We start from the raw sequence: 26,838 nt of genomic DNA on the forward strand, positions 1-26,838 counted from the left end.
CTGGATACGCGGTGCGGACAGGCAGTACGCCGTCCCTCCCGGAAGGTCCTCCGCCATGGGCAGCCCGCACCACGACGCCAGCGGGCCCGGCGGCACCGCTCCCCCGCCCCCGCGCCGCCCGGACCCCGCACACCCGCCCCACCCGGGCCCCCCGTCCCCGCAGCACTCGGACACCACGCTCCGGGTCAACGGCACGCCCCACCCCCTCACCGTCGACAACCGCCGTGTCCTGCTGGACGTCCTGCGGGAGGATCTCGGCCTGACCGGCGCGAAGAGGGGCTGCGACCACGGGCAGTGCGGTGCCTGCACCGTGCTCGTCGACGGTCGGCGCGTCAACAGCTGCCTGCTGCTCGCGGTCGCGCTGGACGGCTGCGAGGTCACGACCGTCGAAGGACTCGCGGGTGACGGTGAACGGCAGCTGCATCCGCTGCAGCGGGCCTTCCTGGACCGTGACGCGTTCCAGTGCGGGTACTGCACGCCCGGCCAGCTCTGCTCCGCCGTCGGAGCGCTCGCCGAGGCCGCGGCGGGCCACCCCTCGCGCGTCACCGACCCGGCGGCACCCGCCGGTGGGCCCGTGCCGCTGGACCGGGAGGAGATCCGGGAACGGCTGAGCGGCAACCTGTGCCGGTGTGGCGCCTACCCGCGCATCGCCGACGCCGTGGAGGACGTGATCCGGTGAAACCCTTCGACTACGTACGCGCCGACACCGTGACCCGAGCCACCGCCGCCTACGCCGCCCGGCCGGGCGCCCACTACCTCGGCGGCGGCACGAACCTCGTCGACCTGATGAAGCTCGGCGTGGAGGAACCCGCCGCGCTCGTGGACGTCACCCGGCTTCCGCTGGACACGGTGGAGGAGCTGCCCGGCGGCGGGCTGCGCGTCGGGGCGACGGTCCGCAACAGCGACCTGGCCGCCCACCCCGCCGTCCGGGAGCGGTACCCGGCCCTGTCGCAGGCGCTGCTCGCGGGCGCCTCGGGGCAGCTGCGGAACACCGCCACCACGGGCGGCAACCTCCTCCAGCGCACCCGGTGCCCCTACTTCCAGGACACCGCCAAGCCCTGCAACAAGCGCGAGCCGGGCAGTGGCTGCGGCGCGCTGGACGGCGTCCACCGGGACCACGCGGTGCTCGGGCACTCCGCGCACTGCATCGCCACGCACCCCTCGGACATGGCCGTGGCGCTGGCCGCGCTGGACGCCGAGGTGGAGCTGTACGGCCCCGACGGCGCGCGCAGCCTGCCCGCCGCGGGCTTCCACCGGCTGCCGGGCGACCGGCCCGAGCGGGACACCGAGCTGCGGCCCGGGGAGCTCGTCACCGCCGTCGTCCTGCCCGCCGCGACCGCCGGGCTGCCGTCCCTGTACCGCAAGGCGCGCGACCGGGCGTCGTACGCCTTCGCGCTGGCGTCCGTCGCCGCCGTGCTGCGCGTCCAGGACGGTGTCGTCGCCCACGCCGGGATCGCGTTCGGCGCGCTGGCCCACCGGCCCTGGCGGGCACGCCGCGCCGAGGAGGCTCTGCGGGGCGCCGCGCCCACCGAGGCGGCCTTCGAGCACGCCGTGGATGTGGAGCTCTCCGCCGCGCGGCCCCTGCGGGACAACGCCTACAAGGTGCCGCTGGCGCGCGGCATCGCCCTGGACGTCCTGACCCGGCTCGCCGCGCCCGCCCGGTCCTGAACCTCGCTCCCGAGCACTCCACAGCACTTCACAGCACTCCACAGGAGGCTGCCACCATGACCGACGCCGTAGACGCCGTCACCACAGGTCGGAGCTCACGCATCGGCTCCGGCTCCCGGACCGCCGCCACCCCGGCCGGGGCTCGGGTCACCGGTGCCGCCCCGCAGCCCACCACCGGCCCCGCCCCCGCCCTCGGCTCCTCCGCCGAGCGCCGGGAGGGCCGGGAGAAGGTCACCGGCGCCGCGCGGTACGCCGCCGAGTTCCTCTCCCCCGGCCTCGCGCACGCCTGGCCCGTCCCGGCGACGATCGCCCGCGGCCGGGTGACCGGCGTCGACGCGTCGGCCGCGCTCGCGCTGGACGGCGTACTCGCCGTGCTCACCCACGAGAACGCGCCTCGCCTCACCGCACCCGACGACCCGACCCTCGGGGTGCTGCAGGACCCGCGGGTTCCGCATTGGGGCTGGTTCGTGGCCCTGGTGGTCGCGGAGAGCCCGGAGGCCGCACGTGCGGGGGCCGCCGCCGTGCGCGTGGACTACGCCGCCGAGGAAGCCGACGTCACGCTCACCCCGTCGCACCCCGCGGCGTACGTGCCAGAGAAGGCCAACGGCGGTTACCCGGCCGTCCGTGAGCACGGCGACCCGGAGGCGGGCCTGGCCGCGAGTGCGGTGCGGGTGGACGTCGGCTACCGGGTTCCGCCGCTGCACAACCACCCCATGGAACCGCACACGAGCACGGCCCGCTGGGACGGCGACCGGCTCACGGTGCACACCTCGAGTCAGGGTTCGGCCCCCGTACGGGCCGTGCTGGCCGGGATGTTCGCCCTGCCCGAGGAGCGGGTCCGCGTCGTCGCGGAGCACGTCGGGGGCGGCTTCGGCTCCAAGGGGACGCCCCGCCCCGACGTGGTGCTCGCCGCGCTGGCCGCCCGGCACACCGGCCGCGCCGTCACCCTCGCCCTGCCCCGGCGGTATCTGCCCACCGTCGTCGGACACCGGGCGCCCACGCTGCACCGGGTACGTCTGGGCGCCGGTCGCGACGGCCGACTGACCTGTCTCGTGCACGAGGTCACCACGCACACCTCCCGCGTCAAGGAGTTCGTGGAGCAGGCCGCTGTCCCGGGCCGCGTCATGTATGCCGCCCCGCACAGCCGCACCGTCCACCGCGTGGCACCGCTCGACGTGCCGACCCCGTCGTGGATGCGCGCGCCCGGCGAGGCCCCCGGCATGTACGCCCTGGAGTCCGCGATGGACGAGCTGGCCGCCGAACTGGGCATGGACCCGGTCGGACTGCGGATCGTCAACGAGCCCGGCACCGAGCCCGACAGCGGCAAGCCGTTCAGCAGCCGGCATCTCGTGGAGTGCCTGCGCGAGGGCGCCCGGCGCTTCGACTGGGCGGCGCGCGACCCCCGGCCGCGTTCGCGCACCGCGGGCCCGCTGCTGATCGGTTCGGGCGTGGCCGCCGCGACCTATCCCGTGCTCGTCGCGCCCTCCACGGCGACCGCGCAGGCGCTGCCGGACGGCACCTTCGCGGTGCGCACCAACGCCACCGACATCGGCACCGGCGCCCGTACGGTCCTCGCGCAGATCGCGGCCGACACGCTCGGGGTGCCCCTGGACCGGGTCACGGCCGAGGTGGGCAGCACGGACCTGCCGTCGGCACCGCTGGCGGGTGGCTCGTCCGGCACCGCCTCCTGGGGGTGGGCCGTGCACGACGCCTGCGCCCGGCTGGCCGCACGCCTGGCCGACCACCAGGGGCCGCTGCCCGAGGACGGGCTGACCGGGCGTGCCGACACGGGCGGCCGGGCCGGCGCCGACAGCCCGTGGTCCCGGCACGCCTTCGGGGCGCACTTCGCGGAGGTCACCGTCGACACGGTCACCGGAGAGGTCCGCACCCGCCGGCTGCTGGGCGTGTACGCCGCCGGTCGCATCCTCAACGCCCGCACCGCCCGCTCCCAGTTCGTCGGTGGCATGACCATGGGCCTCGGGATGGCGCTCACCGAGCACAGCACCGTGGACCCCGCGTTCGGTGACTTCGCCGAGCGGGACCTCGCCGCCTATCACGTGCCGGTGCACACCGACGTGCCCGACATCGAGGCCCACTGGATCGACGAGGACGATCCGCATCTGAACCCGATGGGCAGCAAGGGCATCGGCGAGATCGGCATCGTCGGCACGGCCGCCGCGATCGGCAACGCCGTGCACCACGCCACCGGTGTGCGCTTCCGCGAGCTGCCCCTGACGCCCGACCGGGTACTCACCGGCCTGCGGGACGGCGAACGCACACGGTGACGGAGCCCTGACCTCCCGCACGTGAGACCTTGAAGACACTGGGTGCCAGGCGTCATACACCTGTCGCCGCAGGGAATCCTCTACGAGGACATGCGGGACGATGGCACTCGGGGACAGGGGAAGGGGGAGGCGTGGACGCGACGACGGCCCTGCCCGCCGCTGCCGCCGCGGCGACGCTCGCCCCGGCGGTCGTGGAGCTCGCCCGACGGGGGCGCACCCGTCGTGACCTGCGACGCGTCGCTCTTTGCGCGGACCCCGGCCGGATCCTGCGGGGTAGCACGGCGCATGTCGCACTGCCGCCCGACCTGTTGCCCGATCACGTGTACCCGGACGACATCGGCGTGCCCTTCCTCGCTCCGCGCCGCCCGCGCGGGTCTGATACCTGACGGGGCCACGAGGTTGAACTCTGCGGCTCCTACGGAGCGTGAGGAAACCATTCGCCCGTTCGATTCGTATAAGTGACTGGAAGTCCAAGGAAGAAGCGGACCAGGCGGCGTCAACGGTGCCGTCGCCTGACCGGGGAAGCACCGACCCAGGGAGAGGCGATGCAACCGTTCGCGCTCAACTACGCCCGTCCGGCAGCCCAGTTGGAGGCCAACGTGCCGTACGTCTATGACTCGGGACGACAGTTGAACGTGCTTCTTGACGGCCGTGTGGCCGCCTGCGACCACGCCCTGCTGAAGGAGTTGGCCACCACGACCTCCACCGCGGGCTCGAAGACACACTTCGACGACTGAACGCGGACCGGACGACGATGACCGTGTTGATCCTGACTTGTGAAGAGGACGTGACCGCCGACATGGTGGTCGTCCACCTGAACGCCTCGGGGGTTCCGGTGGTCCGCCTCGATCCCGCCGACCTGCCCGGCGGCGTCGCGCTCTCCGGCGAATACGTTCACGGCTCCTTCCAGGGTCATCTGTCGTCCGGTGGGCGGCTGGTGGGAATAGAGGGACTGCGGTCGGTCTGGGTGCGCAGACCCGGCACCCCGGCCGCCCGCGCCGTAAACCCCTCCGCGTGGCTGTCCGAGGAGACCTCCCAGGCGTTGTACGGGATGCTCCGCGGGTCGGACGCGCGGTGGATGAACCACCCGGACGCGGCCAGACGCGCCCGGTACAAGCCGTGGCAGCTCCGTGTCGCCCAGCGCTGCGGGCTGCCCGTGCCGGCCACACTGATCACGACGTTCCCGCGCGCCGCCGAGGAGTTCGCCGAGCGTTTCCCGGACCTGGTCGTCAAGCCCGTCTCCGGGGCGCATCCGAAGGACCCGCCGCAGGCCGTGCCGACCAGCCGGGTCGCGCCGGACGCGGATTTCTCCGCCGTCGCCTACGGTCCGACACTGCTGCAACGGCGGGTCGCGAAACGGGCCGACGTCCGCCTGACCGTGGTGGGCGAGCGGCTGCTGGCGGCCCGCAGGACCGCCGATCCCAACGCCCGGGAGATCGATGTGCGGTTCGCTCCCCCGACGTCACCGTGGCTGCCGGCCGAGGTCCCGCCGCGCCTGGCCAAGTCGGTCCGCGCGTATATGAGAGAGGTGCAACTGTCCTACGGTGCCTTCGACTTCGCCGAGGACGCCGACGGCACGTGGTGGTTCCTGGAGTGCAACCAGTCCGGCCAGTTCGGCTTCGTGGAGGTGGAGACGGCCCAGCCGATCGCCCGCACCATCGCCGAGTGGCTGTCCCGCACGGCCCCGCAGGAGTCCGCGCACGTCAACGGGCGGGACTGCACGGCGCGCTGAGCGACCGTCCGGGCTGTACGACTGCTGGTGGGCCGGAGCCTGCGGGCGGATACGCCCGGGGGATGTCAGCGGGGGAGCCGGTGGGCGGGCGCCGTGGGGGCGGCGTCCCGCTTTCTCGTGCCCCTTCCTCGTGCCGCCGGGTCAGCGCTGCCCGGGCAGGAGGGCCGAACGCTGCCAGCCCGCGCCCGGGTTGCCCGGTGCCTGCGGGGCGCCCGGTACGTGGCCGGAACCGAGCAGCGGGCGCATGACCAGCTCCAGTTCCCTGCTCACTCGCTCGGCCTCTCGGCGCACCTGCGCCGGTACATCGCCGCATTCCGCGACGAGTCGGTCATAAATCGGGGAATCCTGGTACACCCGTCAACGCGCCTTTCCTGTCGTCTGCCCGTGTGATGGGCAACAACAGCCGAGTGTATGCGTCCGGACACGTCGTGGCGTGATTTCCCGGGAGGTCTTGACGCCACGGGGAACAGGGCTCAAGGCCTGGTCAGGCCCCTGTCATGGAGCCGGGCCGCACCATCATGAGCACCGTCACAGCGGCCCACGCGATGTTGGACACACCGGTGAACATCGCCGGTCGACGGTGTCGGCACGCTCCACCACCCGCCGACCGTCCAGTTGCCCCAGGACTTCCTCCTGCCCGGGCAGGACGAACGCGATCAGAATGCCCGCGGCCACCGTGGTCAGGGTGATGGACGTGACGGGCCGGCCGTCGCCGAGAACGCCCGTCGCGGCCGCGGTCGCGAGGCCCAGGACCGGCACGGCGACGCTGAGACGGGCGTGGAAGCGGCCGATGCGGTGCAGCAGCCGGACCGTGCCGACAGCCGCCGCTCCCGCGTCTCCCCGTCGCCCACGGGGGGCGGCGCGGCGGGCCGCGGGCGGGAACCTGACGGCCGTGACGGCGACGGGGCCGGCGGCCGCGATCGCGGCCAGGACGTGCAGGGACAGCGGGACTTCGTCGTCGTGCGGGGCTCCGGAGGCGGGTGCGGTCGGGAGTCGTGGGCGGTGGGGACGACGCCGTACGCCTGTCGCGCGGCCCTCCGCGCGGGACCGCGCGCTCGGCGGGACACAAGGCGCCGCCCCTCGGGTCACCCCGGGATCCGGTCCCGGGGTGACCCGAGGGGCGGGCCAACGGGCCTGGCTCACACGGCCAGCGACAGTCCGCTCTCGCCGTCCGCCGCCGAGGCCGACGACTCGGGAGTCACGGGCCCCTTGCCCATCAGCAGGGCGTCCGCCGTCTCGATCGCCTCGTGAACATCGGTGGTTCCCATCATCACGCACAGCGTGTAGCTGACGTCCGCCAGTTCACGCGCCGCCGCCGGCTGTGCCCGCTCCGCCTGAGCGATCTGCAGCGACGCGTACCGCGTCAGCAACGTCCTCACGACCTTCGGGTCCGGTACGAGCACGAAGCGCCCCTCTCTCGATTTTCGCTGCGTATGCCCGATTGGGCCGAAACCATTCACCACTCATGCGCAAGTGCTAAGGATTGACGGAAACCTGTCGCCGTCTGCACGGATATGACCGAAGCACGACCAAGCTCGGTCCCTGCTCCATGGCGGCAGAGAAATCGCACCCCACCACCCGCTTCCCGGACGCCGCTGAGGAGTTGAGCAGAGGGCACGTTCCCTCACCCCGAAACGGTGTACGACCCGATGAACCGCTCCAGCCGCTTCCTGTCCATCCTGTACGTCCTCACCAGCGGACTGCTTATCTGGACCGCGGTCCTCCAGTACCGGTACGGCCCGCTGTGGGCAGGGCTCCTCTTCACGGCGGCCGGCGCGGTCCCCACCGTCGCCGTCGTCCGCGAGAGCGTGATCGGCGACCTGCGCCGGGCCCTCACCGAGCTGACCGCCCGGCCGCGCCGGCACGGAGAGCGGCTCGTGGACACGATCGTGCGCGGGGAGCTCGGCGCCGCCTGCTGCGACCGCTGGTGGACGAGCCTGGGCACCGACCACGACGCGGCCTGCGCCCACCGCGCCCGCAACAGCGCCGCCTGAGGCCTCGTACCGTCGCCCGGCAGGACCCGCCCGCGGCGCAGGCACGCGTGTGCCCCGCCGCGGCGCAGGCGTCCTCACAGGTGCCGATCTCCTGGCTCCGGCCGTCCCCCCTCACCAGGGGCGCCCTTCGGCGTCGCGCACCGTGGACCGGACTGTGCTTCAGCATGACGACGCCGACCGCCGCAGGTGGGCGCGGGCGGTCGGCACGCAACAGAGGGGCGAGCGTGTGTATCGGACGCTCATCGCGGTAACGGCGGTCGCGTGGTTTGCCCAGCGACGACGCCAGGGGCGGTGATGCGCCCCGGGCGTTGACACCCACGGCCGACGTCCACCGCGCAGGTGGTGAGAAACACATAACGCCGTCCGGGGCGTGGCGCGGGGAGCTGGGGCGAGGCCGCCCCTCCTCACCCCCGTTGCACGAGGAGGGACGGCCTCAGTCCTCGAGAGCTCGGGCCAACTCCGTGGTGGCCCGGGCGATCTCGGTGTCGTTCTCGTCCATCAGATGCTCGAGGGCGCCGCGCCTGGAACGGACGGCCTGCCGGGCCTTCTGCTCCCACACGACGGGGTTCTCACGGTGGTTGAGCAGTTTGGGGTAGGCGGTGGCGATGCTCTCCCACTGCCGCGCGTCCGCGATGTTCTTCAACAGCTGGATGATCTGCGGACGGCAGGTCACCCGGGGTACCTGGGCGAGCTCCCAGAGGAAGGGGACGGTGGCCGCGGTCGCCTGCTCCACGACGAAGCCGTACTGACAGATGCGTTTCCGCAACTCCCCCAGTGCGGTCCGGGCGGTCTCGGCGTCCTCCGAGGCGAGGTGGACGAGCAGCCCGGGAATCGCCGCCGCGGAGCCCGTCGAGTCCTGGATCTGGTGCCAGGGCACCTGGTCCAGGGCAGCGAGCGGGCCGGTACCGGTCTTCTCGGTGGTGAGCGTCTCGCGAGCAGTGCGCGGGTTGCTCGTCTGGTGCGTCGGAGCGGTGCGCATGGCGTGAGGCCTTTCCGCGGCAGTCGTGTCAGAGGGGAGGGACGTTCGGTCCTGTCGGCAGCTTGGCCCAGACGGTCTTGCCCGCCGGGTCCCGCGGGCTCCAGCCCCACTCGTCGGACAGAGCGTCGACGAGACGCAGCCCGCGGCCGCGCTCCTCGAGGGCCCAGCCGCCGGCCGGCCGGCACACGGGCGGGGCGTCGGCGGGGTCGGAGACGGAGAGGGTCAGGTGCCTCGGGTCGACTCTGAGTCCGAGCCGGACGTCCTGCTCACGCCCGGCGGCTCTCGGGACCGCGTGGGAGACGGCGTTGGACGCGAGCTCGGTGAGGACCAGGACCGCGTCGTCCGTGCAGTGGTCCAGCCCCCACTGGCGCAGGGTGTCGCGCGTGAAGCGGCGGGCCAGGGCGAGATCCTCGCCGGTGCAGCCGATTCGCATCTCGACCGGCGTCGGACGGTGGGTCACGGCCGCCGAACGCCACGCTCGTCGCTCGCCGACCGGGAGAACGTCGCTCGGCAGCCCGCGCGTCGGGCCCACCAGGCCGGCCCCCCATTGCAGGGGCTGACTGGGAAGGCGGAGCTCAGGATGCGCAGGTAACGACACAACATCTCCCTGATGCGACGTCAGGATCAAGCGCCACCAGGGGGGGTTGACGCCAGAGCTATTATCCACGCCGATGGCGCTCGCGTGCAATTGCACGAGAAATTGCGCGAAAATCGATCGGGAGCAGTCAGGGTCGACGACCGTGCGGTCCCTCCCTTCGCGACGGCCGGCACACCGGACGGCGCGGAACGCGAACACCAAGGAGATAGCGGTGCCACCAGTACAGAACGGAGTGCGGGCGAGCTCACTGGACGCCTGCTGGGTCAAGAGCCGCCACAGCAACGCCGAGGGCAACTGCGTCGAGGTGGCGCTGGTGGACGGCGGTGTCGCCGTGCGCAATTCCCGCGATCCCGACGGGCCCGCGCTCGTCTACACGAGCGCCGAGGTGGCCGCTTTCGTCGCCGGGGCGAAGGACGGCGAATTCGACCACTTGCTGTGAGGAGAAGGGGTCCCCGCGGGGCGGTATCCGGCCACCCGTTCCGCCGCCGACGAGGGCACGTCGGACGCGCTACGGACATAAACGCGCAGAAGCCGACAGCGATTGGGTTACTTTGCGTGACGCACTCGTCAAGATGCGGCGACGTCAGGACCGGTGAGATAGTGTAATCATCAATTCTGTCGGTCAGTTGGGGAGCCCAGGATGTCCGCCGATTCACAGCGCACCTCCCGTCTCGAACCGTACCTGGACAACTCCGAACCGGCCCCGACGCTGCTGAAGATGCTGGTCGGGGTGCAATTGACGGGTTTCCGCGAGGACGCGGGACTCTCCCAGGAACAGGCGGCGCGTGAGGTCGGGTTCAGCCCGGCCAAGCTGTCTCGCATCGAGGCGGGCAAGGGCCGCAAGCCTCCGACCGAGGCCGACGTCCGCGCCCTGCTGAATCTCTACGGCACCGACGCCTACCAGAGTTCGCTGTTGCTGAAAATCCTCCGTCGCGCGGGCGAACCGGGTTGGTGGCAGCGGTACGACAAGCGGATCATGCCGGAGTGGTTCGACCGCCTGGTCGGCCTTCAGGAGGCCGCCGCCACGATCCGTACGTTCGAGATCCAGTACGTTCCCGGTCTGCTGCAGACGGCCGACTACACCCGCGCGGTCGTGCAGCGCGGTTTGCCGAACGCGCCCGAGAATGAGGTACAGCGCCGCGTCGAACTGCGGATGCGGCGGGCGCAGTTGTTGTCGCGCGAGGACGCCCCGCAGTTGTGGGCGGTGATCGACGAGTCCGTTCTGTGGCGGGTGCTGGGCAGCCCCGAGGTCATGCGGGAGCAGCTCGACCATCTGGTCAAGATGGCGCAGCGGCCTCATGTGACGCTTCAGGTCGTGCCGCTCTCGGTGACGAACGCGTCGGCGCCCGCGATCCCGATCACCTATCTGCGCTTCGGCGGCTTCGACCTGCCGGACGTGGTGTATCTGGAGCACATCCGCAGCGCCAACTTCCTCGAGGACAGGGACGAGACGGAGGAGTACCGGCTCGCGCTGGACCGCCTCGCTGACGAGGCTCTCCAGCCGCGCGAGACGATCGAACTGCTGCGGCAGACGATGGAGCAGCGGTACGGCGCCAAGCCGTGACCGCCGGGTGCCCGGTGGGGCGTACGCAGTCCGTCCGAGCATGAGTGAAGGGCCGCCGGTGTCGGCGGCCCTTTTTGGTGTTCGTACGGCCGGGAGTCCCTCCGGCAGCTAGCGGAGCAGGCCCATGCCGCCGAACTCGATCCATTCCTGGGTGGGCTGCCGGGGGGCAACCTCGGTGTCGGGGCGCCAGGTGGAGACCTCCACCAGGCCAGGGTCGAGGATCTCCAGGCCCTCGAAGAACTCGGCGACGTCCTTCTTCTCGCGGACCCGGCCCCAGTGCCCCTGCGTCGCCTGGTCCATGAAGTCCGTGACGAACTGACGGACCTTCGGGTCCTCGCTGACCAGCTGGCACATGACCATGATGCTGCCGGGGGCCAGACGCTCGCGGACCCGGCGGGCCACCGCGAGCGGGCCGTCGGTGTCATCGTCCGGGATGCAGTGGAAGACGGAGTTGAACAGCACGGCGACCGGCTCGGAGAAGTCGATCAGGCGCCGGGTGTCGTGGTGCGCGAAGATCTCGTCGGTCCGGCGCAGGTCCGCGTGGATGACGGCGGTGCGGTCGTTCTGGTCGAGCAGGGCGCGGCCGTGGACCAGGACCATCGGGTCGTTGTCGACGTAGACCACCCGGGAGTCGGGGGCGATGCTCTGGGCGACCTGGTGGACGTTGTTCTGCGTGGGCAGGCCGGATCCGTGGTCGAGGAACTGACGTACGCCGTACTCGGCGGCTATAACCTTGACGGCCCTCTGGAGGAAGCGCCGGTTGTTCAGGGCGAGTTGGCGGGTGCTCGGGACGACCTTGTCGAGCTCCGCCACGGCTGCCCGGTCGGCGGCGTAGTTGTCCTTGCCGCCCAGGTAGAAGTCGTACATGCGAGCGGCTGTCGGCACCTCGGCGTTGATCTCGGTGGACAGCTGCTTACCCGGTTCCATCGTTCCCCCAGCATCACAAAGCGCCAACTGCGCTGGCCTCACTGAGAGTACATCGTGGGTAGGCACCGTTCAGCGAAACCAGCACACACGTGCCAGATCTCCGCCGGTCCGGGAGGGTCCGGGGCTCGTCCGCCGGACTTCGGCGGTCCCCGGTGCCCGGCGCCGCGGGCAGTTCGTCGCGGCAGGGCCGCGGGGACCGGCGGTATCGCCGGTCCCCGCGGCCGTCCCGCACCAGGCGCTCGGCGCCCGGCGTCCGGGGGCCCGGCACTCGCCGCGCGGTGCCCGGCGCCGGACGTCCGGACCCGGCGGCTCAGCCCTTGAGGCCGGACCGCGACACCCCCTCGATGACCCAGCGCTGCGCGACGATGTACAGCAGGAGCACCGGGACGCTGGCGATGACCGCGCCGGCCATCAGCAGGTCGTAGTGGATGTTGTTGGCGTTCTGGAAGTTCGCCAGGCCCGCCGGCAGGGTCAGCGAATCGGGGCTGATCAGCACGTACAACGGCCACAGGAAGTCGTTCCAGTTGGCGAGGAACGCGAGCAGGCCGAGGGTGGCCAGGGCCGGCCGGGTGAGCGGGAGCACCACTCTCACGAAGATCTGCCAGCGGTTGCAGCCGTCGATCTCCGCGGCCTCCTCCAGTTCGCCCGGCAGTGTCAGGAAGAACTGCCGGAGGAAGAACACGCCGAACGCGCTGGCCGCTCCCGGCACGATCACGGCGGGCAGGCTGTCGACCCAGGCCAGCTCGTTCACGATGAGGAAGTTGGGGATCAGCAGCACCATCGGCGGCACGAACAGCGTGGCGACGACCGCCGTGAAGATGGCGGTACGGCCCCGGAACCGCATGCGCGCCAGGGCGTACGCGGCCGGGGTCGCCGTGACCAGCACCAGCAGGGTGTGGGCCGTCGCGGCGAGGAGGCTGTTGAGCAGCCAGCGCAGCACCGGGCTGTCGGACGCGCCGAGCACGCTGCGGTACGCGTCGAGCGTCGCGGGCGACGGGATCCACTGCGGGTCCGTGGCGCCCGCGTCGGGGCTGTTCTTGAAGGAGGTGACCAGCATGTACAGCAGCGGACTGAGGTACAGGGCCGCCACCACGGCGAGGATCAGATGCAGCAGGGAGCGCCGCAGCCGTCGCCGCGCGGTCACGGCGGTCGCCCGCTCGGTATCGGTGTCGGTGTCGGGCAGGGTCTTGGTGACGGTCATCGGTCCTCCTGCCGCTCGCGGAAGATGCGGAACACGAGCGCGCTGGCGGCCATGAGCGCCAGCGCGAGCACGAAGCTCATCGCCGACGCGGACCCCATCTCGAAGCGGCGCAGTCCGGTCTCGGCGATCATGTAGATCGCCGTCTTGGTCTCGTCGGCAGGCGCGCCCGCGGTGATGAGGTACGACTGGCCGAACATGTTGGCCGAGGCGAGCAGCGTCGAGTTGACCACGAACAGCGCCACGGGCCTCAGGCCCGGCAGGGTGACGTACACGAAGCGCTGCCAGGCGTTCGCGCCGTCGACGCGCGCCGACTCGTACAGCTCCGCGGGGATGTCCTGGAGTCCGGCGAGGTAGATGACGGCGTTGAAGCCGAGGGTCCACCACACGGTGACGAGGACGAGAGCCCACCAGGCGGCCGGGGTGTCGGTGGTCCACTGGATGTCGTCGGGCAGTCCGAGCACACCGAGGTAGTGGTTGACCATGCCGATGTTGCCGTCCAGCAGGAACCGCCAGAGCAGGCCGATGACGGCCACGCCGAGGACGTACGGGGCGAAGTAGACCGCCCGGTACAGGTTCCGGCCGCGGAACCTGCCGTTCATCAGCAGGGCGACGAACAGCGGCACGACGATCAGGAACGGCAGGGAGAGCGCCGTGAAGATGCCGGTGGCGCGCATCGACTGCCAGAAGCGCGGGCCGTCCACGGAATCGGGGTCGAACAGCTCGTGGTAGTTGTCCAGTCCGACGAACGGCTTCGTGGGCACGTTGATGTCCCAGGAGTGCAGGCTGATCCACAGCCCGTACCCGATCGGAGCCACGACGAAGGTGAGGAACAGCACCAGATACGGTGCCATGAAAACGTACGGGGTCCACCACCGGTAACGGGCGGTGGCCCGGGGCGATTCGCCGTCCCGGGCCTTGCCGGCCCGGGTGGCGGACGGCCGCGTGGTCAGCGGCTGCACCATGGGAGGGGCCTCACTTCGCGTACTTCTGCTTGTTCTCGGCGAGGACCTTGTCAGCGGTCCGTACGCCGTCTGCCAGGGCCTTGGCCGGGGACTTCTTGCCGAGGACGGCCTCCTGAACGGCCAGTTCGAGGGCCTTGGTCTGTACGTCGCCGAGGCCGGGCACGGCGGGCAGGAACCGGAACACGTCGACGTCCTTGGCGAGCGCGGTCTGCGGCAGCTTCGTCACCTCGGCCTGCGCGCGCACGCTGTTGCGGGCGGGGATCATGCCGGCCTTGGCCCACTCGGTGGACGCGGCGCTCATCTCGTCGATGAAGAACTTGGCGGCCTGCACCTTGTTCTTGTCACGGCCGGCCTGGGAGGTGAGCACGAAGTTGTGGCTGGCCGTCCACACCGCGTCGGTGCCGCCGATGACGGGCACCTTCGACATCTGCCACGGCACGCTCTTCGCGGTCTCCTTGAGGTCGTTGATCTGCCAGATGCCGTCCCAGGTGAAGCTGACCTTGTTGTTCTTGAAGGCGTTGTACTGGGCGTCCTGGGCGACCTGGGCGGGGCTGTGGCCCTTGCGGATCTGCTCCACCATCCAGGCGAGGGCCTCCTCGCCGGAGTCGGATCCCCACAGCGCCTTGGTGCCCTCGGTGTTGTACAGGTCGCCGCCGAACTGCCACAGCAGGGTCATGAACATCAGGTGGGCCGGCCACTTGTTGGGCATCCAGAACGGGTGGGCGACGCCCGCGTCCTTGATGGCTCCCAGGGCGCTCTCGAAGCCCTTGCGGTCGGCCGGGGCCTCGTCCAGGCCGGCCTTCTTCAGGTGCTTGGCGTTCCAGTAGTCGGCGAGGCAGTGCACGTCGAGCGGGACGCTGTAGCGCTTGCCGTCGTACACGCCGGCCTGCCAGACCGCGGGGATGAAGTCCGACTCGGTCAGCTCCAGCGCCTCGACGACGTCGTCCAGCGGGATGAGGGTGCGGCGGGCGGCGAAGGTGGCGATCTGGTCGTTGTGGATGACCGCGACGTCCGGACCCTTACCGGCGGCGATGGCGGTGGGCAGCGCCGGGTACAGGTCGGCCCACTGGCGGGTGGTGTTCTTGACCTCGATCCGGCCCTTGTAGCGCTTGTTGAAGTCGCGGAGCATCGCCTGCATGTGCGGGCCGTCGCCGCCGGTGAAGCCGTTCCAGTACTCCAGGGTCACCTTGGGACCCTTGTACTCGCCGCCGCTGAAGGTGGGCGCCGAGTCGGAGCCGCCCTCGTCCGAGCCGATCTTGGTGCCGCCGCTGCACGCCGTGAGGAGTCCCGCCGCGGCTGCGGCCGAGGCACCCAGCAGAGTTCTGCGGGAGAGCGGGGAGGTGGGGATGGCGGTGGTGCGCATGTTGTGCTCCTCGGGAGTGGGCCGCGGGGGCCCGGGTGCGTTGGGGTCGGGGATCGGCGGGAGGTGATCAGCGGATGGTGGTCGGCGGAGGTGATCAGCCGGTCGTGTGCGGCGGGGGCGATCAGCGGGTGGCGAGCCGGATCATGCTCCAGGACACGGGCGGCAGTTCCACGGTGAGCGCGCCGTCCTCGGGCTTGGTTCCGTCCACCTGGCGGGGCCGGACACGGTCGGGCTGCTCGGCGGTGTTGACGGCGGCGGTGTCCTCGTCGTGCAGCACCACGTGCTCCACGACGCGGGCGCCGGGGAAGGCCCGTACGTCGGCGGTGAGGCTCAGCGGCTCGTCGCGGCCCCGGTTGACGGCGAACAGGACGACGTCGCCGGTCTCCTCGTCGTGGGTGGCGGTCGCCCACAGTGCGGGCACCTCGCCGTACTTGGCGGTGTCGACGACGGGCGACTCGGGGTCGACGCGCAGCACGGTGCCGCGGGCGTGCCGGGCCGTCAGCGCGAACGGGTGGAAGATCGTCTGGCGCCAGGCGGGGCCCTCGGGGCTGGTCAGGATGGGCGCGATCACGTTGGCGAGTTGTGCCTGGCAGGCAGCGCCCACCCGGTCGGCGTGGCGCAGCAGCGTGACGAGGAGGCTGCCGACGACGACGGCGTCCGTGACGTCGTAGACGTCCTCGATGAGTTCGGGGGCCGGGCGCCAGTCGAGGGAGGTCTCGCCGCCGAAACGGCTCTGGCGCCAGACGTTCCACTCGTCGAACGACAGCTTGATCTTCTTGTCGCTGCGCACCTTGGCGCCGATGTGGTCGGCGGTCGCGGTGATCGCGGAGATCATCCGGTCCATCTCGGCGCCGCTGGCCAGGAAGGAGTCGACGTCGTCGCCGGTCGGGTCGTAGTAGGCGTGCAGGGACACGTAGTCGACGAACTCGTAGGTGTGCTCCAGCACGGTCGCCTCCCAGGAGGCGAAGGTGTCGATGTACGCGTTGGAGCTGCCGCACGCGACCAGTTCCAGCGTCGGGTCGAACCGCTTCATGGCGCGGGCCGTCTCGGCGGCGATGCGCCCGTACTCGTGGGCCGTCTTGTGGCCCATCTGCCAGGGCCCGTCGAGCTCGTTGCCCAGGCACCACATGCGCACGTCGTGCGGCTGCTCAACGCCGTGCGAACGACGCAGGTCGGACATGGTCGTGCCGGACGGGTAGTTGGCGTACTCGAGCAGGTCGAGGGCCTCGGCGGTGCCGCGGGTGCCGAGGTTGAGCGCCATCATGGGCTCCACGCCCGCCTTGCCGGCCCAGGTCATGAACTCGTTGAGCCCGAACGCGTTGGACTCGATGCTGCGCCAGGCCAGGTCCAGGCGGCGCGGGCGCTCCTCGCGCGGGCCGACGCCGTCCTCCCAGCGGTGGTTGGAGACGAAGTTGCCGCCGGGGTAGCGCACCGTGGTGACGCCGAGCTCGCGCACCAGGTCCAGCACGTCGGTACGGAAGCCGTCCTCGTCGGCCGCGGGGTGGCCCGGTTCGTAGATGCCGGTGTAGACACACCTGCCCATGTGCTCGACGAACGAGCCGAACAGTCGTCTGTCGACGGACCCCGTACGGAAGGCCGGATCCACGGTGAGGCGGGCGGTGGTCATGAAGCGTGACTCCCTGATTTGGTGCAACGGGCAGCCGCGGGGCTCGGGAGCCCGGCGCGGTAGGCAGTACGATTACATCGTTGAAACAGCGTGGTAAATACCTACGGCAAGGTTCTGCCGAAATATTTTCGAGACCGCCCCGGCCCCGGACCCCTCGGGCCCAGGGGCGGTGCTCGGCACGGGAACCCCGTGTGCGACGGTGAGACGCGCCAGGGGGCGGGAGCACCCGCGGGTGCGGTGGAGGTGATCAGGTGGGGGCGAGTCTCAAGGACGTCGCGGCGCTGGCCGGGGTGTCCGTGAAGACGGTGTCCAACGTTGTCAACGGCTATACGTACGTCTCGCCGGCGACGCGCGAGAAGGTGGAGCGGGCACTGGCGGAGCTGGACTACCGGCCCAACCTGTCCGCCCGCAACCTGCGCCAGGGCCGCACGGGCGTGATCGCCCTGGCCCTTCCCGAGCTGGACGCCCCCTACTTCGCCGAGCTGACCCGGTTCGTGATCGAGGCGGCGTCGCAGCGGGGCTGGACCGTGCTCATCGAGCAGACCGACGGGCGGCCCGAACGCGAGCGCGAGGTCCTGGACGGGGTGCGCGAGCAGCGTATCGACGGGCTGATCTTCAGCCCGATCGCGGTGGGCCGCGAGGAACTGTCGGCCCGCACGGACACCACCGCGCTGGTGCTCCTGGGCGAGCGGGTGCTGGACGGGCCGACCCATCACGTCGCCATCGACAACCAGCGCGCCGCCCGCGAGGTCACCGAGCATCTGATCGCGCTCGGGCACACCCGGATCGCCGCCATAGGCCGCCAGGAGAACCCCAGCGCCAACACCGCCCACCTGCGGCTCGCCGGCTACCGCGAGGCGCTGCGCACGGCGGGCATCGCCTACGACGAGCGCCTGGTCCCGGCGACCCCGTCCTACCACCGTGCCGACGGCGCCCGTCTGATGGGGCGGCTGCTGGAGCTGCCCGAGCCGCCGCAGGCCGTGTTCTGCTGCAACGACCTGCTGGCCCTCGGTGCGCTGCGTACGGCGCTGTCGTCCGGTCTGCGGGTGCCGCGGGACGTGGTGGTGGCGGGCTTCGACGACATCGAGGACGGCCGCTACAGCACGCCCACGCTCACCACGGTCTCCCCCGACAAGGCGCAGATCGCCCGGGTCGCCGTCGAGATGCTGGACGCGCAGATAAACGGCTCCCGCCGCCAGGGCCGCCGTCTGCCCGGCGCCCGGGAGGTGGCGGCGGACTACCGGCTGATCGTGCGGGAGAGCACGGGGGTGGCGTGACACCGGCCCGTACGATCATCGCGGAGGCAGGCACCGGCCTGTGCCGATGATCGGTTACCGCTCGTGCGGGGGAAAGGCGACGACATGCGCATCGGACTGCTCGGTACCGGGCCCTGGGCCCGGATCGCTCACGCGCCCGCCCTGAGCGCGCACGAAGGCCTGGACTTCGCGGGCGTGTGGGGACGCCGGCCGGCGGCGGCCAGGGAGGTGGCCGACGCGCACGGCACGCGCGCGTACGAGGACGTGGACGCGCTGCTGACCGACGTGGACGCCGTCGCCGTGGCGCTGCCGCCGGACGTGCAGGCCGACCTCGCGGTGCGGGCGGCACGGGCCGGGTGCCACCTCCTGCTCGACAAGCCGCTCGCGCTGACGGTCCCGCGTGGACAGGCCGTGGTGGACGCGGTCCGCGAGGCGGGGGTCGCCTCGGTCGTCTTCTTCACGACGCGTTTCCAGCCGGAGTCCGAGGCGTGGATCGCGGAACAGACCGGGCGCGCGGGCTGGTTCACGGCGCGGGCGGAGTGGCTGGGCGCGGTCTTCACCGGCGACAGCCCGTTCGCCACGCCGTGGCGGCGGGAGATGGGCGCGCTGTGGGACGTCGGCCCGCACGCCCTGTCGGTGCTGCTGCCGGTGCTCGGCGACGTACGCCGTGTGGCGTCCGCCGCGCCCGGCCCAGGGGACACGGCGCACCTCGTGCTGGAGCACGCCGGCGGCGCGTCGAGCACCGTGACGCTGAGCCTGACGGCCCCTCCCGCCGCGGCGGGGGCGACCGTGGAACTGCGCGGCGAGTCCGGCGTCCGGCTGATGCCGCACAGCACCCGGGGCCCGGTGCCGGCACTGGTCCGAGCGGCGGACGCCCTCCTCACCGCGGCCCGGACGGACAGCCCGCACCCGTGCGACGCGGCGTTCGCGCTGCGGGTGACGGAGGTGCTCACGGAGGCGGCGGGGCTGCTGGGCACGGCCACCCAGCGCTCCGCCGTCCGTTCGTAGGGGCGCGCGGCCTGCTCGCGTCGGCGTGGGCGCCGTGCCGCGCTGCCGCCCGCAGCACCCGACGCTTCTCTCCCGTCCGTGGGCCCGCGGTGCTCACCGCCGGCCTGCCAGGCGCCGCTGTTCGAGGTAGATGCCGGTGAAGACCGCGACCTTGGCGCGCAGGACCCAGGGGTCGAAGGGTTTGCTGATGTAGTCCACGGCACCGGCGGCGTAGCCGCGGGCGGAGTGCTCGGGGTCCGTGCCCATCGCGGTGAGGAAGATGATGGGGACGTCGTTGGTGCGAGGGCGGCGTTTGATGTGGGCGGCGGTCTCGTAGCCGTCCATGTCGGGCATCTGGACGTCCATGATGATCACGGCGAAGTCGTCGTGGTCGAGCAGTGCCTTGAGGGCTTCGCGTCCGGAGGGGACGGCGACCAGTTCCTGGTCGAGGGTGGACAGGACCGCGGTCATGGCCAGCAGGTTGTCCGGCTGGTCGTCGACGATGAGGACCTTGGGCATGGCCTGCGGGACCGCCGGTGCCACGGCGGCGACGCTCCGCACCCGTTCCACGGCTTCCAGTTGCCTTTCCAGCAGCGTGCAGCGCTGTTCGGCGTCGTTGCGCTGCTGTTCCGCTTCGTTGAGCTGGGCCGACAGGCGGGTGACCTCGTCCTGCAGGCGGTCGCGTTCGTGCAGCAGGTCGGTGACGTCGGGGTGGGAGGCGGCCAGGCGTTCGGCCCGTTCACGCTCCGCGCTCCATTCCGCCTCCAGTTGGTTCAGACGCACTTCCAGGTCGGCGATGCGGTGTTTGCGGTCCAGCAGCGCGTCGCCCAGCGCGTCGCCACGGGCCGTGGAGCGGCGGGACACCCGGTCGGCCTCGGCAAGCTGCTGCTCCAGCACCTCCATCGCGTGGCGGGGCGAGGCGCTGCTTTCGACGGCTGCCCGGTGCAGGCGGCGCACCAGTTCGATGGCGTCCGGGGTGGCGGCCATGCCGCGGTGTTCGGCGGCGTCGGTGAACAGGTCCATCACCACTTCCCACGGCGGGATCCGGCTGCCGCTGAGGTAGCGGGAGAAGGTGCCGGCGTCACGCATGCGACGGGCCGCGTAGCGGCGGACCGAGACTTCGAGGCACTCGAACAGTTCCCGCAGCGCCAGGGCCAGCGCGCGCGAGGGCGGCGTCAGGTCCTGGGCGAGGGGCCGCAGCTCACCCACGGGTGTTCCCGCCCCTCGTTCCCGCCCCGCGCACGGTCGGCCCGGTGCGGGTGGTGTCCGGGGCGATGACCTGGTTGAACACCGGCACGGCTCCACCCGCGACGGTGAGGCCGGCGAGCACGCCGGCCGCTGTCCCGCTCCCGGCCAGCACCGACAACAGGCCGACGCCCACACCGGTCAGCCCCACGAATAACAGCACCAGCGCCGCTCGCACCGACACAAGCGATCGATCCATCGGATCTGCCCTTTCTCACCCCGCCGGACGTCGGCGGAACAGCGCGCCCCCCATGGGCCCGCTTTTGCGGTGAACCACACAATGACGGCAGATGAATCCGTTGCGCCGGTCAACCGGCACATCGGCAACGATGGAGGCCCGTTGTCGGTCCCTTCGGCCACTCCGCAACACTCCCGACCCGCAGGTCGGGACCGGTCCCGTGGTGAGTGTTGCGGCAACACCCACGTCGTCCCCCGTGGGGTGTTGGCGCCGCTGGACCCCGCCCTGCGACACCGCGCCGAGGACCGGACGGCGACGGCCCCATGGCGGGGGACACCATCCGGTTCGCGGCGGACAGGTTCGCGCCTGGTGCTCGGCGGCGGTTCGTGTCGTGAGCGGTGGTGGTCGCTCCCCTCCGGAGGGGTGGCCCGACGCTACGCGTCCTGCACCAGCAGCCGCGCGTTGATGGTGAGGTTGCCCGCCCGCGCGAGCGGGAAGGACGTACCGATCTCCTCGGACTGCCCCGGCACGTCGATACGGACGGAAAGCGTCCGGTCGAAGAGCTCCTTCTGTGTCAGCCGGAAGTCGATGTTGACGACGCCGTGCTGCGTGCACGTCGCACAGCTCCGCGGATCGTCGGGTTGGAAGAAGTAGCGCTTCGCGACCGGTTCACCGTCGGCGAGCAGATTCACGACGAACGACCCCGGGATGCTCAGCCGGTCGATCCCCTTCACCCGCACCGAGACAGGGTGGACGCTCCGGAACGAGAAGGAGCGCACGGCGTCGATGCTCCCGGACAGATTCTCCAACACGCCCTCCGCGACGCCGACGAGTTCCAGTCGGTCGTACGAGATGCCGCTTTCGATCGTCTGGTCGGCGGTCGCGCTGAAAGGTGGCAACGCGTTGAAAGGCGCCGTGAGCCAGTCGGTGTTCTGCCCTAGGGTGGAGCGGAATCCGGTCAGCGTGGTCGCGCCGACGCGTGTCTGCCAGCTCAGCCAGAGGCGGTCGAGATTGCAGTGGAAGAACCAGAAGACCGGGTCGAAGGCCGCGACATTCTGGTTGCCCATCGTCCGCCCGATCGAGCCGTGGCCACCGTCGTGGGCCTGGATCGAGAAGTCCTGGTAACCGTTCACATCGAAAGCGCCCCACAGCGACTGATTCAGCGACGTGGCGATGTCGGCCAGGACCCCGAAGTCCGTCACATTCTGCGCGATGTCGGCGGGCGAGTAGCGCTGGGTCGTGTACGGGAAGAATCCGGTCACCGGGTTCGGCGTCGCGGCACTGCCGGGATCGGCGGGCAGAACGTACTGGTCGAACGGCGGGTTCTGCAGCCGGTCCGGCAGCTCGGTCGTGATGTCCCAGTACGGAAGCGTCACGCCTTCGCAGCCGGGGACGGTGCGCAGCGCGTCCTCGAACACGAGCAGGTACTGACGGTGCCAGGGGTTGTAGCGGTCTTCGTGGTGCAGGCACCAGCGCTTCGGGAGACCGTGCTGCCCGGCCAGGGCGAAGTAGCTGTCCGGAGCCTCGGGGTCGCGGGCCATCAGGCCGGTGAACGCCGCCGTGAGCAGGTCGAACTCGGCAGCGCTCAGCGTCGTGACGTCCTTGCGCAGCCGGGTCGGGGGCTTCCCCTCAGTCGGTGGCTCGACCGGCATCGCCGTCCCGAGCGGGAATCCGTTGATGATCCAGTTCCGGAACGTCTGCGAGCGTTCGGGACTCCATTTCCCTTCCGCGTCCGGGGGCATCTGTGAGTTTGGCGGCGCGGTCTGCGCGTGAATCGATAGTGCGTTACTCCGCACGCCGTCGTAGGTGCCGAGCTCGATTCCCTTCGCGGCCATGTGTTCCACGTCTTCGGGTCGGAAGAAGAAGCGGATGTCTGCGAGATAGGTCGGCGCCGCAACGACCTGATCAGCGTTCGGGCTGTTCATGCTTCCTCCGCCTGATTCCGAAGAGGCGTTACGGTTGGCCGAGTGATGCGCAACCGCTGTTCCGAGTATGCGGTACTCGAAGAGGTGCCCGAACGATCGACACGACCACCTGCATGGAGATGCGCCGACCGGATGTAGGGCAGGCCATTTCCTGCGGGACATACCTGCAATCACTATCCCCTCATCAATGGGCTCATCTGCCCCGGAATCAGGAGTCCGGGCAGATGAGCCCATTGATGAGAGCCGTCGTTACCGCGCTCCCGTCGACCTCACCGGGAAGCGCTGTCGGCGCTCGACGCGTCCCCTCATGTCCCACCCTTTTCGCCTCGTGGCGGGAAAGGACGCCGGAGACCGCCGTCGGGTCAGCGCCCGCCGGGTCGGCGTCCTGTTCCGGCGAGCACCGCACCGGGCACTGGCGGGCGGCCCGGACGTGGTCCGGGCCGCCGTTCCGGTGGGACGGGCCAGTTGTTCCGGTGCTTCACATGGAAGTTGTGGCGTTCCCGCACCGCCGGGTATCCGGCCCTGGCGAAGGCCTTGGCCATGGGGATGTTGCCCCGGTCCGTGGCCGCGGCGACGAATTCCGCGCCGTGCTCCGCGAGGACGTGGGTGCACTCGGCGAGCAGGTCGTAGGCGTAGCCGTGCCCGCGGTGTTCGGGCAGGACACCGATGAAGCCGACGCAGGGGCCGGAGGGGTTGTGCGCGGGGATGTGGACGCCGGCCAGTTCGCCGTCCGGTGTGCGGGCGGTCTGCCACCACTCGCGCGGGGACGGGCACCAGTGGAAGAAGTCGAGTTCCTCCTGGGCCGCCTGGTCGAGACCGCCCTCTTCGACGGCCCGGCGGGCGTGCGCGTCCAGGGTGACCGAGTGGATGCGGCGCAGCGCGTCGAAGAACACCGCGTCGTCCGGTTCCGGACCGTACAGCAGGCGGCCGGGCCGCTCGGGCAGTCCGCACTCGGGTGTCCAGCGGTACAAGTGGCGCTCGACGAGGAGTTCGTAGCCGGCCGCGTGGGCCGCGGTGACGCGGGCCCCGGCGGCGGCGCGCAGCGCGGGGTCGGTGCGCCAGCCCTCGGGCAGGTCGAGTTCGAGCTCGGCCTGCCAGGGAGCGGTTCGCAGGAGTTCGGCCCCTGCTTCCTCCTCGCCCTCGGCGACGTCGAACCAGTTGAGGACGATCGGTTGGGTGTCGTCGGGGCCGCCCCACCAGGCGCCCCGGGCGACGACCGCGCCGTCGCGCAGGGCGACGCGCTTCCAGTCGGGGCGGTGGCGGGTGAGCCGGTGTCCCTCGGCGGCGCCCAGCGGGTCGGGCATGGCGTCGAAGAGGTGTGCGTCGCTCGCGTCGAGCGCGCGGATGACCGTGCCGGTCATGGATTCCTCCGGGTTGCTGCTGCGTGGAGCGCTCCCGGACGGTTCAGACGTGGCACGCCGGGTCGGCGGGGAGGGAGCGCGGGTGGTCGGTGCACTGCACGGCTTCCTCCTTCCGTCGTTCTCGGGGCGTGGCCCGGCACACGCTACGGCGCCCCGGGCCGGCGGTCCACCGAATTTCCGGCTCCGGGCGGTGATGAGGGATGCCCGCACCCCTGTGAGCGCTCTCAGTACCTCACGGCCCTCCTTTGAAGGAACCTCGACGGTCGGTCAAGCGGGTCGCGGTTTGCCTTGTATGACCCAAGTTCCCGCTCGCGAAGAAGAATTGGATGGATCCGGGCTGTTGGCCGAGGCGGGGTGCGCACGTAGCATCGGGGGTCCGCGTCGGCGTCCCGCCCGCTTTGAGAGCGCTCTCTTGTGCGCGTGGCGCCGCCTCGGGAACAGCTCGAGAGCACCACCATCCCCCCACAGGAGTTCCCCACATGACACCCCGTCACCAGCGCACTCCCGGCCGTCGCACAGTCCTCTACGCCCTTGGCGGCGCGGCGGTCGCCGCCCCCGTCCTCGCCGCGATCGCCCCCCACGCCTTCGCGGACCCGGCCCAGAGGTCCGGCACGGGGGCCGCCGCCGGCCTGCCCCTGACGATCGTGAACAACAGTGGTGCCTTCGACAACGCGAACGTTCACGTCTACATCGTGGGCAACCAGGACGGACAGCAGGTGCGGGTCACTCCCGAGGGCACTCTCGCGCCCGTCGCCCTGGCCGACAACGGCGCCGACGGATACACCGACTACGCGATCAGCCTGTCCGGCAGCGAGACCCGGCTGAACCTGCCGTACATGTCGGGCCGTATCTACGTCTCGCTCGGCGAGAAGCTCAAGTTCAAGGCCGTCGCGGACGGCAGCGGCAACGCCGCGCTGCAGTACCCGGCGGGCTGGGTCGGCTCGGACCCGAACTACGCCGTGCTGCACGACTGCGCCGAGTTCACGTACAACGCGACGGGCATGTACTGCAACACGACCATGGTCGACATGTTCAGCGTGCCGCTGGCCATCCAGCTCACCGGCGCCAAGAACCAGACCACGGGCACGCTCCGGGAGGGCGGACGGGACGCCGCGTTCGCCGCGGTCAGGGGGAACGCCGACTTCTCGAAGCTGGTCGTGGACGACACCCGCATCATCGCGCCCGGCCACGGACTGGACGCGGGGATCTTCCCGAAGGACTACTTCGCGCCGTACATCGACGAGGTGTGGAGCACGTACACCGGCAAGGACCTCACCGTCACCACCAACGCCGGGAAGTTCACCGGGCGGGTGCGGGCGGACAGGTTCACCTTCGACGGCCCCGCCCAGGTCGGCTTCGACAAGCCGTCCACGCGTGACGTGCTGTTCTGCGACGGCAAGCTCGCCGCGCCCAACGACGGCACCACCGGCCCGGTGGCCGCCGTACTCGGCGCCGGATTCAACCGCACCACCCTGGTCAGCCATCCGGACCAGCCCACGACCGACCCGGCGACGTTCTACGCCACCGGCCTCACCAACCACTACTCCAAGGCGGTCCACGCGGCCACGGAGGACGGCAGGGCGTACGGCTTCGCCTTCGACGACGTGGCCGACTTCGCGTCGTACATCCAGGACAACGCGCCCACCGGCGTCAAGCTGACGGTCACGCCCTTCTAGACCGCTTTCCGGGCCCACCGGGTGTCGCGAGGGCGGCGCCCCGCGGGGTGTCCGCGGGGCGCCGCCGTCCGCGCATGGCCAGGGCCCGGTCGTGGGTCCGGGCCCTGGCCCGTCCTGGGAACGTCAGCGGTTCACACAGATGTTGCCGAACGCCGGGTTGAGCAGCCCGATCACGTTGATCGTGTTGCCGCAGACGTTGGCCTGTACCTCAATGGGGATCTGGATCACGTTGCCGGAGAGCACGCCGGGGCTGTGCGTGGCGATGCCCACGACCGGGCCGTCGTCGGCACTCGCCGTACCGGCGCACGCCAGCAGCGCGGCGCTGGCCAGACCGACTGCGGCCATCACACGGTTACGCATGGAGAACTCCTGTCACTCGCTGGGACACGTGCCACTCGCTGGAACACGTGACTCCACATAAGCCCGGCTCCCGCCGGTGCGACATCGGTGAGCGTCCGGACGGGGGACCACCGGCCCTGCCGGCGAGGTTTCCGGGCGGCCCGGGAAGGTACCCCGGCACGGACAGGGAGCGGTCGGCTCCGGTCCGCCCCTCCGGATGCACGCCACGCTCCGGCGTTGAATGGTGATACCGGAACACCGGACCCGATGAGCGCACCGGGGCCGCACCAGCGATCCGGACCCGAGGAGCAGAGATCATGCCGACGTCACAGCCCGACGCGTCCCGGCCGCCCGAGGACCGCACCACCCCGGACGGCCTGCTCCACGCCCGCACCGGCACCGATGTGTCACCGGAGGACCTGGTGCTGGCCGCGGGCCGGGACCTCACCCCCGGCAACCTGGAATGGGCCAGGCGCAAGCTGGCGGCGGAGGGCCCGGCGGCCCTCGACAAGCTGCTGCCCTGAACCCCGGTCCGCATCCTTGGGTCCGCAGCCCGGTCCGCATCCCCGGTCCGAGCCCGGCGCAGGGACCGGTCCGGCCGCGGTGACCTGACGTACGGAGAGCCCGCCGAGCAGTGACCCGGCGGGCTCCCGTGGTGATCCCGGCAGACCGGGCCGGCCGCCCTGTCCCCGCCCTGTCCCCGGCCGCCCTGTACCGGCCGGGGACAGAGTGGGGCCGAAGACGAGCGGAAGCGGCGGCCCGGGGGTGTCGTCCGCATCAGACCGGCCGTGCGGCACGGTACGTCCCGGCCGTCCCCGGCGGGGTTAGGAGCGTGCCGCCCCCGACGCCGGGCTGCGCCGACGCGGCCCTAGGCCGTGTCTGATAATTGATCTTGTGGTGGGTCGTGGTGAGCTGACGGATGTGGCGTGGGAGCGGATAGCACCGCTGCTGCCGGGTGTTGACGGGCGGGG

At 71.3% G+C, this 26,838-nt stretch carries 27 protein-coding genes and 1 pseudogene; 13 read left to right on the top strand and 15 right to left on the bottom strand.

What is annotated here, in order from left to right:
* The first annotated feature begins 55 nt into the window (after positions 1-55).
* The 6 genes from ABZ354_RS12405 (at position 56) to tgmB (ending at position 5,685) form a co-directional block, all read left to right on the top strand.
* The gene (locus ABZ354_RS12405; protein WP_358655759.1) at positions 56-679 is read left to right on the top strand and encodes a 2Fe-2S iron-sulfur cluster-binding protein; all 624 of its coding nucleotides are present in this window, start codon (positions 56-58) and stop codon (positions 677-679) included.
* On the top strand, positions 676-1,668 hold the full coding sequence (locus tag ABZ354_RS12410; protein ID WP_358655760.1) for a xanthine dehydrogenase family protein subunit M: 993 nt from the start codon (positions 676-678) through the stop codon (positions 1,666-1,668). The genes ABZ354_RS12405 and ABZ354_RS12410 overlap by 4 nt, the downstream gene beginning before the upstream one ends.
* Before the next feature lie 56 nt (positions 1,669-1,724).
* A complete protein-coding gene (locus tag ABZ354_RS12415) occupies positions 1,725-3,953 on the top strand; it encodes a xanthine dehydrogenase family protein molybdopterin-binding subunit (protein ID WP_358655762.1) in 2,229 nt (742 codons plus the stop codon).
* 131 nt (positions 3,954-4,084) lie between these two features.
* Positions 4,085-4,339, top strand: coding sequence for a hypothetical protein (locus tag ABZ354_RS12420; protein WP_358655764.1), 255 nt, complete (start codon positions 4,085-4,087; stop codon positions 4,337-4,339).
* Positions 4,340-4,498: 159 nt separating this feature from the next.
* On the top strand, positions 4,499-4,690 hold the full coding sequence (gene tgmA / locus ABZ354_RS12425) for a putative ATP-grasp-modified RiPP (RefSeq protein ID WP_358655766.1): 192 nt from the start codon (positions 4,499-4,501) through the stop codon (positions 4,688-4,690).
* A gap of 17 nt (positions 4,691-4,707) precedes the next feature.
* The gene (gene tgmB, locus ABZ354_RS12430; RefSeq protein ID WP_358655768.1) at positions 4,708-5,685 is read left to right on the top strand and encodes an ATP-grasp ribosomal peptide maturase; all 978 of its coding nucleotides are present in this window, start codon (positions 4,708-4,710) and stop codon (positions 5,683-5,685) included.
* Positions 5,686-5,826: 141 nt separating this feature from the next.
* On the opposite strand, the gene ABZ354_RS12435 is transcribed toward tgmB, so the two are convergent.
* The 3 genes and pseudogenes from ABZ354_RS12435 to ABZ354_RS12445 form a co-directional block, all read right to left on the bottom strand.
* Positions 5,827-6,039 carry a hypothetical protein gene (locus ABZ354_RS12435; RefSeq protein ID WP_358655770.1) on the bottom strand — a complete coding sequence of 71 codons (213 nt, stop codon included), beginning with the start codon at positions 6,037-6,039 and terminating at the stop codon, positions 5,827-5,829.
* Between the two features lie 130 nt (positions 6,040-6,169).
* Positions 6,170-6,630: pseudogene (locus ABZ354_RS12440) on the bottom strand (hypothetical protein).
* Positions 6,631-6,824: 194 nt separating this feature from the next.
* Positions 6,825-7,088 carry a DUF5133 domain-containing protein gene (locus ABZ354_RS12445; RefSeq protein WP_358655772.1) on the bottom strand — a complete coding sequence of 88 codons (264 nt, stop codon included), beginning with the start codon at positions 7,086-7,088 and terminating at the stop codon, positions 6,825-6,827.
* A gap of 246 nt (positions 7,089-7,334) precedes the next feature.
* Here ABZ354_RS12445 and ABZ354_RS12450 point away from each other — a divergent pair, with 246 nt between their 5' ends.
* The gene (locus ABZ354_RS12450; RefSeq protein WP_358655774.1) at positions 7,335-7,679 is read left to right on the top strand and encodes a hypothetical protein; all 345 of its coding nucleotides are present in this window, start codon (positions 7,335-7,337) and stop codon (positions 7,677-7,679) included.
* Between the two features lie 433 nt (positions 7,680-8,112).
* Here ABZ354_RS12450 and ABZ354_RS12455 read toward each other — a convergent pair whose 3' ends face one another.
* On the bottom strand, positions 8,113-8,658 hold the full coding sequence (locus ABZ354_RS12455) for a hypothetical protein (protein WP_358655776.1): 546 nt from the start codon (positions 8,656-8,658) through the stop codon (positions 8,113-8,115).
* Positions 8,659-8,686: 28 nt separating this feature from the next.
* Positions 8,687-9,091 (bottom strand): ATP-binding protein, encoded by a 405-nt coding sequence (locus ABZ354_RS12460; protein WP_358655778.1) that lies wholly within the window; start codon positions 9,089-9,091, stop codon positions 8,687-8,689.
* 376 nt (positions 9,092-9,467) lie between these two features.
* Between ABZ354_RS12460 and ABZ354_RS12465 the strand changes: the two genes are divergently transcribed.
* Complete coding sequence (locus tag ABZ354_RS12465) at positions 9,468-9,695, top strand: DUF397 domain-containing protein (RefSeq protein WP_358655779.1); 228 nt, start codon at positions 9,468-9,470, stop codon at positions 9,693-9,695.
* A 201-nt stretch (positions 9,696-9,896) separates the two neighbouring features.
* Entirely contained in the window at positions 9,897-10,820 is a 924-nt protein-coding gene (locus tag ABZ354_RS12470) for a helix-turn-helix transcriptional regulator (RefSeq protein WP_358655781.1), read from the top strand.
* Between the two features lie 108 nt (positions 10,821-10,928).
* Here the strand turns inward: ABZ354_RS12470 and ABZ354_RS12475 are convergent, their stop codons facing one another.
* From ABZ354_RS12475 to ABZ354_RS12495, 5 genes are all read right to left on the bottom strand, one after another.
* Complete coding sequence (locus ABZ354_RS12475; protein ID WP_358655783.1) at positions 10,929-11,747, bottom strand: SAM-dependent methyltransferase; 819 nt, start codon at positions 11,745-11,747, stop codon at positions 10,929-10,931.
* Positions 11,748-12,057: 310 nt separating this feature from the next.
* On the bottom strand, positions 12,058-12,948 hold the full coding sequence (locus tag ABZ354_RS12480; RefSeq protein WP_358655785.1) for a carbohydrate ABC transporter permease: 891 nt from the start codon (positions 12,946-12,948) through the stop codon (positions 12,058-12,060).
* Entirely contained in the window at positions 12,945-13,910 is a 966-nt protein-coding gene (locus ABZ354_RS12485; protein ID WP_358655787.1) for a sugar ABC transporter permease, read from the bottom strand. The genes ABZ354_RS12480 and ABZ354_RS12485 overlap by 4 nt, the downstream gene beginning before the upstream one ends.
* A gap of 10 nt (positions 13,911-13,920) precedes the next feature.
* The gene (locus ABZ354_RS12490) at positions 13,921-15,273 is read right to left on the bottom strand and encodes an ABC transporter substrate-binding protein (protein WP_358655789.1); all 1,353 of its coding nucleotides are present in this window, start codon (positions 15,271-15,273) and stop codon (positions 13,921-13,923) included.
* 121 nt (positions 15,274-15,394) lie between these two features.
* Positions 15,395-16,900 carry an alpha-N-arabinofuranosidase gene (locus tag ABZ354_RS12495; protein WP_358655791.1) on the bottom strand — a complete coding sequence of 502 codons (1,506 nt, stop codon included), beginning with the start codon at positions 16,898-16,900 and terminating at the stop codon, positions 15,395-15,397.
* 251 nt (positions 16,901-17,151) lie between these two features.
* On the opposite strand from ABZ354_RS12495, the gene ABZ354_RS12500 reads away from it, so the two are divergent.
* Positions 17,152-18,177 (top strand): LacI family DNA-binding transcriptional regulator, encoded by a 1,026-nt coding sequence (locus ABZ354_RS12500; RefSeq protein ID WP_358655793.1) that lies wholly within the window; start codon positions 17,152-17,154, stop codon positions 18,175-18,177.
* 84 nt (positions 18,178-18,261) lie between these two features.
* The gene (locus ABZ354_RS12505) at positions 18,262-19,164 is read left to right on the top strand and encodes a Gfo/Idh/MocA family oxidoreductase (RefSeq protein WP_358655795.1); all 903 of its coding nucleotides are present in this window, start codon (positions 18,262-18,264) and stop codon (positions 19,162-19,164) included.
* Between the two features lie 93 nt (positions 19,165-19,257).
* On the opposite strand, the gene ABZ354_RS12510 is transcribed toward ABZ354_RS12505, so the two are convergent.
* The 4 genes from ABZ354_RS12510 to ABZ354_RS12525 form a co-directional block, all read right to left on the bottom strand.
* On the bottom strand, positions 19,258-20,352 hold the full coding sequence (locus ABZ354_RS12510) for a response regulator (RefSeq protein WP_358655797.1): 1,095 nt from the start codon (positions 20,350-20,352) through the stop codon (positions 19,258-19,260).
* On the bottom strand, positions 20,345-20,587 hold the full coding sequence (locus ABZ354_RS12515) for a hypothetical protein (protein ID WP_358655799.1): 243 nt from the start codon (positions 20,585-20,587) through the stop codon (positions 20,345-20,347). Before ABZ354_RS12515 ends, ABZ354_RS12510 begins: the two co-directional genes overlap by 8 nt.
* A 413-nt stretch (positions 20,588-21,000) precedes the next feature.
* Positions 21,001-22,491, bottom strand: a complete 1,491-nt coding sequence (locus tag ABZ354_RS12520) for a tyrosinase family protein (protein ID WP_358655800.1) — start codon at positions 22,489-22,491, stop codon at positions 21,001-21,003.
* Positions 22,492-22,853: 362 nt separating this feature from the next.
* Positions 22,854-23,852, bottom strand: a complete 999-nt coding sequence (locus ABZ354_RS12525) for a GNAT family N-acetyltransferase (RefSeq protein ID WP_358655802.1) — start codon at positions 23,850-23,852, stop codon at positions 22,854-22,856.
* 479 nt (positions 23,853-24,331) lie between these two features.
* On the opposite strand from ABZ354_RS12525, the gene ABZ354_RS12530 reads away from it, so the two are divergent.
* Positions 24,332-25,528, top strand: coding sequence for a beta-1,3-glucanase family protein (locus tag ABZ354_RS12530; protein ID WP_358655804.1), 1,197 nt, complete (start codon positions 24,332-24,334; stop codon positions 25,526-25,528).
* Positions 25,529-25,651: 123 nt separating this feature from the next.
* Here ABZ354_RS12530 and ABZ354_RS12535 read toward each other — a convergent pair whose 3' ends face one another.
* Positions 25,652-25,888, bottom strand: coding sequence for a chaplin (locus tag ABZ354_RS12535; RefSeq protein ID WP_358655806.1), 237 nt, complete (start codon positions 25,886-25,888; stop codon positions 25,652-25,654).
* A 296-nt stretch (positions 25,889-26,184) separates the two neighbouring features.
* Here ABZ354_RS12535 and ABZ354_RS12540 point away from each other — a divergent pair, with 296 nt between their 5' ends.
* Positions 26,185-26,391 (top strand): hypothetical protein, encoded by a 207-nt coding sequence (locus ABZ354_RS12540; protein ID WP_358655808.1) that lies wholly within the window; start codon positions 26,185-26,187, stop codon positions 26,389-26,391.
* The last annotated feature ends 447 nt before the right edge of the window (positions 26,392-26,838 follow it).

This window comes from Streptomyces sp. NPDC005925, assembly GCF_040638805.1.
Lineage (GTDB): Bacteria > Actinomycetota > Actinomycetes > Streptomycetales > Streptomycetaceae > Streptomyces.

Bases quoted from the DNA above. Each gene is read 5' to 3' on its own strand.
- ABZ354_RS12405 (WP_358655759.1), top strand. From the start codon at position 56: ATGGGCAGCCCGCACCACGACGCCAGCGGGCCCGGCGGCACCGCTCCC.
- ABZ354_RS12415 (WP_358655762.1), top strand. From the start codon at position 1,725: ATGACCGACGCCGTAGACGCCGTCACCACAGGTCGGAGCTCACGCATC.
- tgmA (WP_358655766.1), top strand. From the start codon at position 4,499: ATGCAACCGTTCGCGCTCAACTACGCCCGTCCGGCAGCCCAGTTGGAG.
- tgmB (WP_358655768.1), top strand. From the start codon at position 4,708: ATGACCGTGTTGATCCTGACTTGTGAAGAGGACGTGACCGCCGACATG.
- ABZ354_RS12450 (WP_358655774.1), top strand. From the start codon at position 7,335: ATGAACCGCTCCAGCCGCTTCCTGTCCATCCTGTACGTCCTCACCAGC.
- ABZ354_RS12455 (WP_358655776.1), bottom strand. From the start codon at position 8,658: ATGCGCACCGCTCCGACGCACCAGACGAGCAACCCGCGCACTGCTCGC.
- ABZ354_RS12460 (WP_358655778.1), bottom strand. From the start codon at position 9,091: ATGCGAATCGGCTGCACCGGCGAGGATCTCGCCCTGGCCCGCCGCTTC.
- ABZ354_RS12470 (WP_358655781.1), top strand. From the start codon at position 9,897: ATGTCCGCCGATTCACAGCGCACCTCCCGTCTCGAACCGTACCTGGAC.
- ABZ354_RS12475 (WP_358655783.1), bottom strand. From the start codon at position 11,747: ATGGAACCGGGTAAGCAGCTGTCCACCGAGATCAACGCCGAGGTGCCG.
- ABZ354_RS12480 (WP_358655785.1), bottom strand. From the start codon at position 12,948: ATGACCGTCACCAAGACCCTGCCCGACACCGACACCGATACCGAGCGG.
- ABZ354_RS12485 (WP_358655787.1), bottom strand. From the start codon at position 13,910: ATGGTGCAGCCGCTGACCACGCGGCCGTCCGCCACCCGGGCCGGCAAG.
- ABZ354_RS12490 (WP_358655789.1), bottom strand. From the start codon at position 15,273: ATGCGCACCACCGCCATCCCCACCTCCCCGCTCTCCCGCAGAACTCTG.
- ABZ354_RS12495 (WP_358655791.1), bottom strand. From the start codon at position 16,900: ATGACCACCGCCCGCCTCACCGTGGATCCGGCCTTCCGTACGGGGTCC.
- ABZ354_RS12505 (WP_358655795.1), top strand. From the start codon at position 18,262: ATGCGCATCGGACTGCTCGGTACCGGGCCCTGGGCCCGGATCGCTCAC.
- ABZ354_RS12515 (WP_358655799.1), bottom strand. From the start codon at position 20,587: ATGGATCGATCGCTTGTGTCGGTGCGAGCGGCGCTGGTGCTGTTATTC.
- ABZ354_RS12520 (WP_358655800.1), bottom strand. From the start codon at position 22,491: ATGAACAGCCCGAACGCTGATCAGGTCGTTGCGGCGCCGACCTATCTC.
- ABZ354_RS12525 (WP_358655802.1), bottom strand. From the start codon at position 23,852: ATGACCGGCACGGTCATCCGCGCGCTCGACGCGAGCGACGCACACCTC.
- ABZ354_RS12530 (WP_358655804.1), top strand. From the start codon at position 24,332: ATGACACCCCGTCACCAGCGCACTCCCGGCCGTCGCACAGTCCTCTAC.
- ABZ354_RS12535 (WP_358655806.1), bottom strand. From the start codon at position 25,888: ATGCGTAACCGTGTGATGGCCGCAGTCGGTCTGGCCAGCGCCGCGCTG.
- ABZ354_RS12540 (WP_358655808.1), top strand. From the start codon at position 26,185: ATGCCGACGTCACAGCCCGACGCGTCCCGGCCGCCCGAGGACCGCACC.